Genomic DNA, 13494 nt, shown 5'->3' with positions numbered 1-13494 from the left:
CAAGGTGCGGGGTCAAAGTGACAGATCAAAACAATCCACGCCTGTTTAATACGCCATTGAGGCGCTAAAGCATGACGCAGCTCATGAATTGAACAATAGCATATCTGATCACAAAAGGCCAACCATTACTAAACACAAATAAACATGGCAAAAATACTATATCTGCGACAAAAAGGCCCCCACCCCACGGTGGTTTTTACTTACACCGTGGGGTGGGTACCGTTACATTACGCCCGCTTCAGGTTCGGATAGCGAACGTCATCGACCAGACGCTGAACTTCTTCAGACGGCGCCTTGGTCACCATGGACACCAGGATGATCACCACGAAGCCCAGCGGGATACCGAAGATACCGGCCGAGATCGGGTTGATATCCCACCACAGGGTGGCCGGGACCGCACGCGGGATTCCGAAGAACATCTCGCGCAGCCACGGCTGGGTGGTGGCCATGTAGTAGAAGGTGATGCCGACGCCGGCGGCCATGCCCAGGGTGGCGGCGATGCCGGTGGCACGCCGCCAGAAGATACCCAGGGTCAGGGCCGGGAAGAAGCCGGCAGCCGCCAACGAGAAGGCCGCGGACACCAGGAACAAGATGTCGGCAGGCTTCTGCGCCGCCACCAGGGCCGCCAGAACGGCGACGACCAGCAGCAGGGTCTTGGACAGCATGACGCGACGGGCCACCGGGGCGTTGGGATCGATCATCTTGTAGTACAGATCGTGGCTCAACGCGTTGGCGATGGTCAGCAGCAGACCGTCGGCGGTGGACAGCGCGGCGGCAAGACCGCCGGCGGCCACCAGGCCCGAAACGACATAGGGCAGGCCACCGATTTCCGGGGTGGCCAGCACCACGATATCGCCGCCCATGGCGATTTCGGCCAGCTGAACGATGCCGTCCTTGTTGATGTCGGTCACCGACATCAGCGATGGATCGACCGACGCCCAATTGGCGATCCAGGCCGGCAAGGCGGTAAAGGCGGTGCCGACCACGTCATGATAGACCACGTACTTCACCAGCACGGCCAGGGCCGGGGCGGTGAAATACAGCAGGAAGATGAAGAACAGCGACCACGTCACCGAGGCGCGGGCTGCGCGGACGGACGGTGTGGTGTAATACCGCATCAGGATGTGCGGCAGGGCGGCGGTGCCGACCATCAAGCACAAGATCAGCGCCAGGAAGTTCTTCTTGGCGATCGCACGCGCGTTTTCGTCCTTGGCCGCAAAGGCTTCGCCATGCGACGGGATCGGAGCGGCACGGGCGGCCACGGCGGCTTCCTTGCTCCAGGCGGCCTTGGCCGAAGCCTCGTCCTTCGGAAACTTGGCCAAGGCTTCTTCCGCCTTGGTCACCGCAGCTGCGTCACCCGAAGCCTTGGCATCGGCAACACCCTGTTCCAGGGCGGCCTTGCCGGTGGCCAGGGACTTCGGAATATCGGCCAGCTTGGCCTTGGCGTCGTCGGCCCGCTTCTTGAAGATGCCGCGCACCTCCAGTTCCTTGGGGTCGGCGTTGAGCTTGACTTCAAGCTCGGTGACCTTGGCCAGCTGGAAGCCGTAAACCGCCTGCGGAATCGGCACGCCGGTCTGCTTGACCGACAGCCACACCACCGGAACCATGTAGGCGATGATCAAGATGATGTACTGGGCCACCTGCGTCCAGGTGACGGCACGCATGCCGCCCAGGAACGAGCAGACCAGGATGCCGCCCAGGCCGACGAAGATGCCCAGCGTGAAATCGACGCCGGACAGGCGGGTGGTGATCAGACCGACACCGTAAATCTGCGCCACGACGTAAGTGAACGAGCACAGGATGGCGATGACGATACCGACGAAACGCGGAGCGTGGCCGCCGTAGCGGGCGCCCAGGAAGTCGGGGATGGTGAACTGACCGAACTTGCGCAAGTAAGGCGCCAGGAACAACGCCACCAGGCAGTAACCGCCGGTCCAGCCCATGATGAAGGCCAGGCCGGAATAACCGGTCAGGTAAAGGGTGCCGGCCATACCGATGAACGAGGCGGCGCTCATCCAGTCGGCGCCGGTGGCCATGCCGTTGAACACGGCGGGAACGCGGCGGCCGGCGACATAGTATTCATCGGCATCGCTGGTGCGGCTCATGATGCCGATACCGGCATAGAGCAACACCGTCATGACCAGAAAGATATAACCGATCCAGGCCTTGGGCAGGCCAAGCTGTTCGGCGATGGCCAGCAGGATCACCACTGTCAGGAAGCCGCCGGTATAGAAACCGTAGACCTTGGTCAGTTGCGACTGAAAGCCTTTGATGGATTGGGTGGGCGCCCCGGTGGGCGCATCGCCTGGAATACCAGCCATTAGTCTTCTCCCTCCTCGACCCCATACTCCTGATCCAGATTATTCATGTACTTGGCATAGTACCAAATGATCCAGACATAGACGATCAGCGCCCCCTGAGCGCCGACCCAGAAGCTGAAGGGCCAACCCAAGAAGTTGAAGTTCAGTTCGCGAGCGAACCAGGCGATGACGAAAGTCACGAAGAACCAAAGGCCAAGCAAGACTGCCGTGATCTTTAGATTCTTGTGCCAGTACTCTTCATGTTTTTGCGTGAGCTGCATGCTTCCTCCCCATATCCCGACATTGACCGGGTCACTATGGTTGATGGTTTATGTTATTGGCCCCCGTCAGAAGGGCAGTTTGACCCCCGATGGGATGCCCGTCTCCTTTTCGAGTTGAAGGGCAACCTTGGGTTCAAATTTCGCGAGCCTCAGAATGACCCGTTCCGCCTTGTCGCGTTGATCCAGACGCAGGTAGGCATGGGCCAGCTGGTACCAGCCGTAAGGGCTCATCGGCTGTAACTCGGTGGTGCGCTTCAAGGCGGCCACCGCCTCGTCCAATTGGCCGAGCTTGATCAGTGACAGGGCCAGCCCGTACCAGGCCCGGTCCAGCTTGGGATCAAGTTCGGTGGCGCGGCGAAGTGCGGCCAAGGCCTCGGCCTCTTGTCCGCCCTCTTGCAGCAGATAGCCCAGGTTGAACCATGTCCCCGGCTGGCCGGAATCCATTTCCAGCGCCTTGTTGAGATAAGCGATCGCCAGATCGCGCCGGCCAAGCGTCGCATGGGCATGGGCGATCGACGACACCAGGCGGGCGTCATCGGGCTCGAGGGCGCGGGCGCGCTCCCAGTAATGGATGGCCTGGTCCTCACGCTTGGCGTACAGGCACAGCATGGCCATTTTCCGGCAGTACCACGATTCGAGACTCATGCTCAGATACTCCCCTGCGCCATATCGAGGCGCACGACGATCAACAACACCCACGCCCAGAACAGCAGCAGGAACGACACGAACGGCACGTGACGGTCATCGATCTTGGCTGGTGTGATGAGGCGCACCGACTTGACCACCGGCGAGGTCAGGAAGCGCATCGCCTTGTAGACCGGATTGGTGTCGTGCCGGCCGAAACTCATGACATAGACGAGAAATTGGCCGATCAGCAGAAGGCCGGCGAACTTGACCAGCTCGTGCGTCAAAGTAAGTGCAAACTCCATGTGCGTACAAACCCCTACGACAAAGGTTTACGCCACCCTAATGGGCAGGCCATGTTGCGGTGCTTATATTGCGGCGCAGTAAACATTGACCTTATTTATTCTACGCCTAAAGCATGGTCAACTGCAGGTGTGAATGTATATGAGCCATATACATTGCGCAAGTGCTTGGATTCTGCCGGATTTGCCGCGCTCTTAAGCGCATACAAAAGATATGCCTAGAAGTGTTCTTGAACTTGGCGCATTTCCGCCGCCATGTTCGAAGCAGACATGGCTTCGCGTAGTGTGCGAATACCAATGGATTCCAGACGATCCACCAGCCTGAGAAACAGTTCGGCAGTCGCCATCGCGTCACCCAGGGCGGTGTGCCGATTGGGGGCAGGAATGGAGAAGCGATCGAGGACGCTATCCAGGGAGTGGGATTGCTCGTCCCTGTCGATCAGCACCGACAGCAGCAGCGTGTCGATGGCCGGATTGGCAAAGGACACCTGGGACGCAGTCTCTTTCATTCGCAGGAACTTGAGGTCGAAGGCGGCATTGTGGGCGACCAGGACGGAATCGCCGACAAAGGCCTTGAATTGCGGCAACACCACCTCGATGGGTGGCTTGTCCGCGACCATGTCGTCGGTGATGCCGTGGAAGCGAATCGATCCGCGGCCAATCTTGCGCTTCGGGTTGATCAGCCGTTCGAACCGTTCGGCCGAAAGGATGCGCTGGTTGACCACCCGCACCCCGGCCAAGGCGATGATTTCGTCGCCGTCGGTCGGGCGCAGGCCGGTGGTCTCGGTATCGAACACCACGTAATCCAGGTCGCGCAACGGACGGTCGGCGATGGCTGCCGGCGCCTCGGACCGGGTGACCGGACTGAAGTCATAGAATTCCGGCCGTGGCGGCAACGGACGCGGCGGCCCTTTCAGCGGTTCGGCCGCCGGCAGCGGCAAGGGCAGACGCAACAAGGCCCGCCCGCCCGCCTGGTCCAGGCACCACAGATCGGTGCCGTGCCGTTCCAGCACGTCGCGGATGGTCAGGCCGGTATGGACGGCGTCGAGCTGCTCGCCCTGCCACGATTCGATCACCGCCGACGGCACCGCCGGGCCGGACCACGACACATCGACATAGACCTGGCGGTCGGTGGTCCGGGTTTCCAGATCGAAGGCGGTGGCGCCGTTCAGGCGATGGATATGACCCAGCACGGTCTTCAGCAACAGCAGCAGCGAAAACGAATCGCCGCGCAGCCATTGCGGGATGCCGACCAGGGTCACGGTGGCCGGGCTGTCCTCGGCCAAGGCACGGCCGACGCAGGCGGCCAGGTCGGCGGCATGGATGTCGCCCATCGGCCAGCGCAGCAATTCGTGGCCGCGATACTCGCCCGACAGGGTGTCGATCTGGCGGGCGATCTCGGTCGCTTCGGCGACGATGACCTGCTCGAAGGCCCGGCGCTGGACAGCCTCCATGGCGGGAAAGCCGGCCAGGGTCTCGGCCGCCGCCCGCAACGAGGCCGCCGGCCCGCGCAGGCCATAGCCAAGCGCCCGGCGCAAAGTGGTCATGCGGGTCAGGCCGGCGATTTCCGAGCGGATATCGGTCAGGGTGATGGCATAGCCGTCGACCTCGCGCACCGGCCCCAGGATCAACGCCACCCGCCCTTGCAGCATGGTGCTGGCATCCAGGGTGGCGCACACGAAGGGGGCCACCAGTTCGGCGGCGGCGCCGCCTTCGGCGCGACGATAGTCCAGCCGCTCCAGCGCGTGCAGGATCGGCTCGCGGGTCAGGCACGCAAACAAGGGCCGACCCAGCCCCAGCGCCTGGACCGATGGCAGCAGCCGGACGGCGGCCTGATTGTACAACAGCACCCGATGCTGGGGGTCGCACACCACCACCCCGTCCGAGAAATCCAGCAAGATGGCTTCCAGCCATTCCTTCTGCCGTGCCACTTCGGCGGTGGCCGTCTCCATGGCCCGCACCATGTCGCGCCGGGCCAGCCGCAACTGGTCGGCCAACGCGACCACCGCCTGGGGCAGTGGTCCCAGGCGGTGACCTTGCGGCACGTCGATCGGATGCTCGCCCAGCTTGGATTGCGCCTGGCGCCTTGCCTGGCGGCCCAGGGCGTCGGCCGGGGAGATCAGCCAGCGATCGACCAGCAGGAACAAGGCCAGCAGGGCCAGCGCGAGCGCCAGCCCGGCCGCGCCGGCCTTGACCGTGCCGCCGGTCAGCAGGGCTTCATCATCGATTCCCGCCGCCAGCAAGGACCAGCGCACCACCAGCGCGCTTGCCAGATAGCCCCCCAGGGCGATGGCGGCGCACCAGGTCGCGATCCATTGCCGGGTGGTCATGGCGACAGGCCTCCTACACCGAGGATAAGGCGTTCTTCATCACCCAGTTCAAGGCGTTGATGGTCTTGAAGGTCTGCTTCAGGCGATCGCGATCGTCCGGGGCCAGCCGCTTGGGATCGATGCGGTTCGAGGTGGCGATGCCGGCGGCCAGGTCGGCCTGCTGCTGTTCCAGCAGGATGCGGACCATCAATTCGTGGTTGGCCTGCAGCGACGCCGCCTCGACGGCCGACATGTGGCCGCCCTCGGCCAGGGCGCGCAGGCGCTCGCCGGTGCCGGTGGCGTCGATGCGATGCTTCAAGGCCAGGATGCGGGCCGCCGAGGTCAGCGGCAACAATCCGCTCATCTTGAGGTCCAGGCGGCCATCCTTGGTGATGAACTGGCCCAGCACCCCCAACGGCGCCTTGATGTCGCCGGCGGCCTGGGCCATGGCATGCAGAAAGCGCGGCGACTTGGCCGCCTGGTCGCGCAGATAGGCCCGCAGCCGGGCAGCAAGGTCGATGTCGCCATAGACCGGGCGGAAATCGACGAAGATGTGGACGTTCAGCAATTCCTTGCCGTCGGCCTCGCGGATCCACTGGGTGATGCGGTCCTCCCAGCCGGCCTGGTTATGACGCCACTCGGTGTTGCAGGCCATCACCCCGCCATTGCAGAACGGCACCCCGGCGGCATCCAGCGTATCGCAGATGCGCTTGCCCAGCTCGGCGAACCACGGATCGTCGTCGCGGCTGCCGGCATGGACGATGGCATTATCCTGGTCGGCGCCGAACAGGCTTTCGCGCCGCCCGCCCGAGCCCAGCAGCAACAGGCTCCACGGCGCCGGTGCCGCCCCCCAGCCCTTGTCGATCATGCTCTGCTCGGCCATGCGGGCGGACCGCTCGGAAAGCGCCCGCAGCACCGAGGTCAGCACCCGGGCCACCCCCAGCGCCTCGACCCGTTCGGCCAGCAATTCGCCGGCCAGGCGCGGCAGCTTCATCTTGGCCGCCAGCATGTCCTGGGGATTGGTGGCGGCGTCGACCTCGTCGCCGACCAGCAAGGCATAGGACGAGCGCATCTTCATCAACCCGCGCACGGTGACCATGCCGACGCCGATGCCATGCTCATCGACCGCCACCAGATGGCGGACCCGCAACCGGTCCATCCGCCCCATGGCGACATACGAGAAGGCGTCGGAGCGGATGGTGGCGACCGGGCTGGACATGATGGTGCCCACCGGCACGTCGGCGACCTCGCGGCGGTGGGTGGCGACCGCCTTCAAGACGTCGCGCTCGGTGATGATGCCGACCGGGCGACCGCGTTCATCGACCACCACCAGCGAGCTGATGCCCTTGGCGGCCATGGTGCGCGAGGCCTCGGCGATGGTCGCCCCCGGGCGCGCGGTGGCCAAGGGCGTTCCCATCACCTCGGCGACGCGGTGGCGATAGGCGAAGCTGTCCAAACGTTCCAACCCGGTTTCGCCGCTCATCGCGCATTCCCCCCCAATTGGCTGTCTTCGTCCCATCCCATTTCCCGATGGCGTTCCATCTGCTGGCGGGCTTGGCGGGAAAAGGCCCGCGCCGCCCCCAGCGTCTTGACGCCCTGCCGTTCCAGTTGCGGCACCAGGCGAACCCAGATTTCCGCCGTGACCAGCGCGTCACCCAGCGCGGTATGGCGGCCGCTGATATTGATGCCCAGACGCGCCGCCTGATGGTCCAGTTCCAGAGCCGTCTCATCCGGATTGAGGGCGGCCGCCAGCAGCAAGATGTCGAGACGCGGCGGCGGCACCCATGCCTGCCCGGTCCGCACCGCCGCGTTGTGCAACAGCGCCAGATCGAAGCCGATATTGTGGCCGACCATCACCGTGCCGGCCATCATCGTCATGATCTCGGGAAACACCTGCGCGATCGACGGCTTGCCGGCCACCATCGCATCGTCGATGCCGTGGACTGAGGTCGCGCGGGCCGGAATGCGCCGGCCCGGATCGACCAGCAGATCCAGCACGGTCGAGCGATAGATCCGGGTGCCGTGACAGCGCACCGCGCCGACCGACACGATGGAATCCCGGGCCGCATCCAGGCCGGTGGTCTCGGTGTCCAGCACCAGGACCGGCAGCTCGGCCAGCAAGGTGTCGTCGATCGGGGTGGCGGCGACCGGGGGCGCGTCATGCAGATCAAGCGCCAATTCGACCTCGCCGGTCGCATGCAGCTCTTCCGAGGGAATGGTGATGACGGCGCCGCGATGTTCGCCGAAATCCAGCACCTGCACCGAATGGACGGTGCCGTCCAGCAGGGCCAGCCCCGCCTCGATCGGCTTGCCGCCGGTCCGCTGGGCGCGCGCGGTGGCGGCCACCAGGCTTTCGCGATCGACGCTGGCGAAGATCGAGCCGCCGACGGCGGCGCGCTCGCCCCCCAGCATGGTCTTGGCCGGGCCGTTGATCAGGCTGATCAGGCCGGTTTCGGTCACCACCACGACACCGTCATGCAAGGCGCGCAGCACCGCCGCCAGGCGCTGGTCGGGCTTGGCGCCGGCCATCACCCGCTTGTCGGCGATCTCGCCGATCAACCGCGCCATGTCGGCCAGTTCGCCTTTTTGCTTGTCGAAATGCTGGACCAGGGTCGGCGGCACCGCCTGACCGTGCGCCACCGCTTCCAGGCAGGTCCTGAGCGAGCGGCGCTCGCGCAGGCCCGACTGCGCCAGCTCGTGGATGGCGATCAGCGCCAGCCACGCCCCCACCGCGACCAGCCCGACCAACCAGGGCGGCGTCGAAAATCCGGGAACGAAGTGCGGCAGCAGGGCCAGGACCGCCAGGGCCAGCACCACCAGCGCGAAGCCCACCACCATGGCCGAGATGTGCCCGGGGCGCGCGTTCATGGCGACCGCCCCCCTTTCGGGAAGCGGTGCCGACACCGCTCGCGTGGCTCGACAGGCAGGCCGACCATATTCCCCCCGGCAACAACCGCCCGACAGCATAGCGCGATTGAAGAAGCGATGAGAAGCGACCAGACGGACGATGCGCCCGCCAGGAAAGGCCATTAGGATAAGCGCCAGCCCCACAGGAGATTCCATGGACGACGAAACCCTTGCCCGCCTGACCGACCTGGAAGTTCGCGCCGCCCATCACGAACGCCAGGCCGAGGAAATGTCCGATGTCCTGGCCCGCCAGCATGACGAGATCGACCGGCTGAACCTGCTGGTGCGCCGCCTGCTGGAGCGGCTGCAGGCGGTCGAGGCCGGAATCGAGCGCTCGCCCCAGGACGACCGGCCGCCACCCCATTATTGAGCCCAACCGATCAAGACGCTTTCGCATTCGCGAAGCTGTGGCATAAGGAGGCCGACCGAGCCCCAAGGAACCCAGCCGCACATGATCCGTTTCGAAAGCATCAGCAAGCAGAACAGTCACCGCATCTTGTTCCTTGACGCCTCGGCGGCGCTGAACCGGGGCGAAAAGGTCGGCCTGGTCGGCCCCAACGGCGCCGGCAAGACCACGTTGTTTCGCATGATCACCGGCGAGGAGCCGCCCGATGCCGGCCAGGTGTCGATCGAGAAGCAGGTCACGATCGGCTATTTCAACCAGGATGTCGGCGAGATGGAGGGCCGCAGCGCCGTCGCCGAGGTGATGGACGGGGCCGGGCCGGTAAGCCAGGTGGCGGCCGAGATGGCCCTTCTGGAAGCGGCGATGTGCGACCCGGACCAGGCCGACCAGATGGATTCCATCATCGAGCGCTATGGCGAGGTCCAGGCCCGCTTCGAGGAACTGGGCGGCTATGAACTGGACGGCCGGGCCCGCGAGGTGCTGGCGGGCCTGAGCTTCAGCCAGGAGATGATGGACGGCGATGTCGGCGCCCTGTCGGGCGGCTGGAAGATGCGCGTGGCCCTGGCCCGCATCTTGTTGATGCGCCCCGACGCCATGCTGCTGGACGAACCCAGCAACCACCTGGACCTGGAAAGCCTGATCTGGCTGGAACAGTTCCTGAAGAATTATGAAGGCGCGCTTCTGATGACCTCGCACGATCGCGAGTTCATGAACCGCATCGTCAACAAGATCATCGAGATCGATGGCGGCTCGCTTAATTCCTATGCCGGCGATTATTCGTTCTTTGAACGCCAGCGCGCCTTGAACGAGAAACAGCAGCAGGCCCAGTTCGAACGCCAGCAGGCCATGCTGGCCAAGGAGATCAAGTTCATCGAGCGCTTCAAGGCGCGTGCCTCGCACGCCGCCCAGGTGCAAAGCCGGGTCAAGAAGCTCGACAAGATCGAACGCTTCGAGCCGCCCAAGCGCCGCCACGTCGTCGCCTTCGATTTCCCCACCCCGCCCCGCTCGGGCGAGGATGTCGCGGTGTTGAAGAACGTCCACAAGGGCTATGGCAGCAAAGCCATCTATCAGGGGCTGGACCTGACCATCCGCCGCAAGGAACGCTGGTGCGTCATGGGCGTCAACGGCGCCGGCAAATCGACGCTGCTGAAGCTGGTGGCCGGCGCCGCCGAGCCCGATTCCGGCACCGTCACCGTCGGGGCCAGCGTCAAGATGGGCTATTTCTCGCAGCACGCCATGGAATTGCTGGACGGCGACGCCACCATCTTCGAGCAATTGGAAAGCACGTTCCCCCAGGCCAACCAGGGCTCGCTTCGGGCTCTGGCCGGCTGTTTCGGCTTTTCCGGCGACGACGTGGAAAAGAAGTGCCGGGTTCTGTCGGGCGGCGAGAAGGCCCGGCTGGTGATGGCCATCATGCTGTTCAATCCGCCCAACTTCCTGGTGCTGGACGAGCCGACCAACCACCTTGATCTCGACACCAAGCAAATGCTGATCCAGGCGCTGGAGGCCTATGAGGGCACCATGCTGTTCGTGTCGCACGACCGTCACTTCCTGGCCCGGCTGTCCAACCGGGTGCTGGAACTGACCCCGGACGGCATCCACCAATATAGCGGCGGCTACACCGAATACGTGGCCCGCACCGGGCACGAGGCGCCGGGATTGCGCAGCTGACGGGGCGTCAGCGGTCAGGCGGGCAAGCTCCTCGTTGAACCGATCGTTGCCGAGCGGCCATGCCTTGTTGGTGGCATCGCGGATGCCTTTATCAGCAAATTGGAAGCGCAATCCCAGCGCCCACTGAGACCCGCAAAACCTGGGCCGAAGCCACGAATCAAACAAACCTAGTTCAGTCCTGATCCTCGGTTCGACCGATTTCGCCATCACGTCACGGTGCACCCTCGCAATTCGATCACGCCGGCTGCGGCTCGCGGTAGACCTCGCCGGAGGTCATCACCGCCCAGGCGATGCGCGCCATCTTGTTGGCCAGCGCCAACGTGACCAACCGCACCGGCTTCTTGCCAAGCAATTTGGTCAGCCACGCCAAGCCGCCAGGGACGTTGTCACGCTTGTAGCGGATCAGCCCGGTGGCGCCGATCACCAGCAGGCGCCGCAGGCAGCGGTCGCCGGCCTTGGTGATGCCGCCGAGGCGGCCCTTGCCGCCCGACGAATTCTGCCGGGGCACCAGCCCCAGCCAGGCGGCGAATTGGCGTCCCGATTTGAACATCGCCGGATCAGGCCCGGCGGCAGCGATGGCCGAGGCGATGATCGGGCCGATCCCCGGAATGGTGGCGAGGTTGCCGCGCTTGCCGGTGTGGCGCCCCATGCGTTTCCGCGAAGGGTCAGCGATTGCCGTCGCTGGCCCTTCGGCTTTTCCGGCATGGTGGCAAAGGCGCGTTGGGGGAGAGCGGGCCTGGGGCTGCGCCATGAAACTCAGGAGGGCTTGCGTGGACGACCGCGACGGCGTGGCGCTGGTGCGGTATCCGTCGGAACGGCGGCGGCCAACTGCGCCAGCCACGCTTCCACATCCTGGCGCCGCCACAAAACATGGCGGGTTCCCGGCAAGGTGATCGAAGGCGGCAAAGCCTGCGGGTTGCGAACTCTATCGCTCAGAACGGTGCCGCGAGAGCGCTTTAGAGTCCGTCTGACTTAAGCGGAATCGGAATTGGGATTCCCCTTGGGCCGAGAATGTGATTCAAACTGCTGGCTGGATAGGAGGCCAGCAGCGATGGCAGGACCTCTTTCGCAAGACCTTCGGCAGCGGATAGCCGCCGCCCTGAATTCAGGCGAGACGACCCGCTCGGCCGCGAAACGCTTCGGGGTTTCGGTGGCGACGGCGGTTCGGATTGGTCAGAAATGGCGCTCTGGGCGGGGACTTCAGCCGGGNCTCCACAAGACCGGCCTGCGCCAATTGCTCCCGGTACAGCCACACCGTCTTGGCATCCGGAACCGCGTCCTCAAGCCCAAGCCCCAGGAACCGAATGAAGGAAAGCCGGTCGCGAAGCTGGAACTCCACCTGATCGTCCGACAAGTTGTAAAGCGCGCAAAGCACGATGGCCTTGAACATCACCACCGCATCCCACGGCTTGCGCCCCGCCTTCGACTTCCGCTCCTCCGACGGCTTGCGCCAAGCCGCTTCCAGCCGGGGTCGGAAAAGCTCCCACGAAACAACCCCGTCAATCTGCGCCAACGGATCGTTCTTGGCGTCCAGACCAGCGTACCGCTTCTCGATATCGAAGAAACCCATCTGGCCCATCGTCGCTATCCCAGCCCATTGAACTTGTCCGGATTCTATCCCATCATCGCCGGAGGGCGGGATTTTTCGAGGTGCCCTTTAGCGGAATCGGAATTGGGATTCCCCTGGGGCCGAGAATGTGATTCAAACTGCTGGCTGGATAGGAGGCCAGCAGCGATGGCAGGACCTCTTTCGCAAGACCTTCGGCAGCGGATAGCCGCCGCCCTGAATTCAGGCGAGACGCCCCGCTCGGCCGCGAAACGCTTCGGGGTTTCGGTGGCGACGGCGGTTCGGATTGGTCAGAAATGGCGCTCTGGGCGGGGACTTCAGCCAGGCAAGATGGGCGGGCACCGTCGCCCTGTTCTGAACGGCGAGACGGCGGATTGGATCCGCTCCCGTCTGGCCGAGAAGACGGATCTGACCATGCGGGCTCTGGCGACGGAACTGGCCGAGCGGGGCGTCGTCGTTACCCACGATACTGTCTGGCGCTTCGTCCGCCGCCAAGGCCTGAGCTTCAAAAAAAACGCTGATGGCCAAGGAGCAGGATGGGCCGAGGGTGGCGCGGCTGCGCAACCGCTGGAAAGCCCATCAGCACCGGCTTGATCCGGCTCGCCTGGTCTTTATCGACGAGACCTGGGTCAAGACCAACATGACGCGCCTGCGCGGATGGAGCCCTCGTGGGGAAGCCCTGCTCGCCAAGGTTCCCCACGGCCATTGGAAAACTCTGACCTTCCTGGCGGGCCTGCGCCATGACCGGATCGTCGCTCCCCTGGTCCTTGATGGCCCCATCAACGGAGCGACCTTCACCGCCTGGGTCGAGCAATCCTTGGCGCCGGCCTTGGAACCCGGTGATGTCGTCATCCTCGATAATCTGGGAAGCCACAAAGGAAAGCCGGCACGCCAAGCCATTCGCAAGGCCGGCGCCCATCTGCTCTTCCTGCCGCCTTACAGTCCCGATCTCAACCCCATCGAGATGATGTTCGCTAAACTCAAGACCCTCGTCCGAAAGGCTGACGAACGAACCATCGAAACCACATGGAGGCGCGTCGGCAAACTCCTGGACGCGTTCCCGCCCCAGGAGTGTAGCGCGTATCTGCGCCATGCAGGATATGCTTCAGCCTAATCCGGACAGACTCTAG

At 64.3% G+C, this 13494-nt stretch carries 10 protein-coding genes and 2 pseudogenes; 3 read left to right on the top strand and 9 right to left on the bottom strand.

Annotation, left to right across the window (positions count from 1 at the left end; translation table 11 throughout):
• Window positions 1–227 precede the first annotated feature (227 nt).
• From MTBLM5_RS15395 to MTBLM5_RS15365, 7 genes are all read right to left on the bottom strand, one after another.
• A complete protein-coding gene (locus MTBLM5_RS15395; RefSeq protein ID WP_173976951.1) occupies window positions 228–2321 on the bottom strand; it encodes a VC_2705 family sodium/solute symporter in 2094 nt (697 codons plus the stop codon).
• Complete coding sequence (locus tag MTBLM5_RS15390) at window positions 2321–2581, bottom strand: DUF4212 domain-containing protein (protein WP_068501251.1); 261 nt, start codon at window positions 2579–2581, stop codon at window positions 2321–2323. The genes MTBLM5_RS15395 and MTBLM5_RS15390 overlap by 1 nt, the downstream gene beginning before the upstream one ends.
• 66 nt (window positions 2582–2647) lie before the next feature.
• Complete coding sequence (locus tag MTBLM5_RS15385) at window positions 2648–3226, bottom strand: tetratricopeptide repeat protein (protein ID WP_173976950.1); 579 nt, start codon at window positions 3224–3226, stop codon at window positions 2648–2650.
• Between the two features lie 2 nt (window positions 3227–3228).
• The gene (locus MTBLM5_RS15380; RefSeq protein WP_173976949.1) at window positions 3229–3510 is read right to left on the bottom strand and encodes a hypothetical protein; all 282 of its coding nucleotides are present in this window, start codon (window positions 3508–3510) and stop codon (window positions 3229–3231) included.
• 215 nt (window positions 3511–3725) lie between these two features.
• A complete protein-coding gene (locus tag MTBLM5_RS15375) occupies window positions 3726–5837 on the bottom strand; it encodes a 3'-5' exonuclease (RefSeq protein ID WP_173976948.1) in 2112 nt (703 codons plus the stop codon).
• A 13-nt stretch (window positions 5838–5850) separates the two neighbouring features.
• A complete protein-coding gene (locus MTBLM5_RS15370) occupies window positions 5851–7299 on the bottom strand; it encodes a putative nucleotidyltransferase substrate binding domain-containing protein (protein ID WP_173976947.1) in 1449 nt (482 codons plus the stop codon).
• Window positions 7296–8684 (bottom strand): exonuclease domain-containing protein, encoded by a 1389-nt coding sequence (locus tag MTBLM5_RS15365; RefSeq protein ID WP_173976946.1) that lies wholly within the window; start codon window positions 8682–8684, stop codon window positions 7296–7298. Before MTBLM5_RS15365 ends, MTBLM5_RS15370 begins: the two co-directional genes overlap by 4 nt.
• Before the next feature lie 193 nt (window positions 8685–8877).
• On the opposite strand from MTBLM5_RS15365, the gene MTBLM5_RS15360 reads away from it, so the two are divergent.
• Both MTBLM5_RS15360 and MTBLM5_RS15355 read left to right on the top strand, forming a co-directional pair.
• Window positions 8878–9093, top strand: coding sequence for a SlyX family protein (locus MTBLM5_RS15360; protein WP_173976945.1), 216 nt, complete (start codon window positions 8878–8880; stop codon window positions 9091–9093).
• Between the two features lie 81 nt (window positions 9094–9174).
• Window positions 9175–10797 (top strand): ABC-F family ATP-binding cassette domain-containing protein, encoded by a 1623-nt coding sequence (locus MTBLM5_RS15355; protein ID WP_173976944.1) that lies wholly within the window; start codon window positions 9175–9177, stop codon window positions 10795–10797.
• A gap of 235 nt (window positions 10798–11032) precedes the next feature.
• On the opposite strand, the pseudogene MTBLM5_RS15350 reads toward MTBLM5_RS15355, so the two are convergent.
• A pseudogene (locus MTBLM5_RS15350) lies at window positions 11033–11416 on the bottom strand (transposase); the annotation flags it as partial.
• Between the two features lie 579 nt (window positions 11417–11995).
• A pseudogene (locus MTBLM5_RS15345) lies at window positions 11996–12376 on the bottom strand (transposase); the annotation flags it as partial.
• Between the two features lie 156 nt (window positions 12377–12532).
• Between MTBLM5_RS15345 and MTBLM5_RS15340 the strand changes: the two are divergent.
• Window positions 12533–13478, top strand: a protein-coding gene (locus tag MTBLM5_RS15340; RefSeq protein WP_173976942.1) for an IS630 family transposase whose coding sequence is annotated in 2 segments (ribosomal slippage) — window positions 12533–12873 and window positions 12872–13478 — 948 coding nt in all. Because the reading frame shifts where the segments join, the coding sequence is not laid out codon by codon here.
• Window positions 13479–13494: the final 16 nt, after the last annotated feature.

The organism is Magnetospirillum sp. LM-5 (assembly GCF_902729445.1).
GTDB lineage: Bacteria > Pseudomonadota > Alphaproteobacteria > Rhodospirillales > Magnetospirillaceae > Magnetospirillum.
The sequence above is the reverse complement of the archived record's forward strand: the minus strand, read 5'-3'. Positions and strand labels throughout refer to the sequence as shown.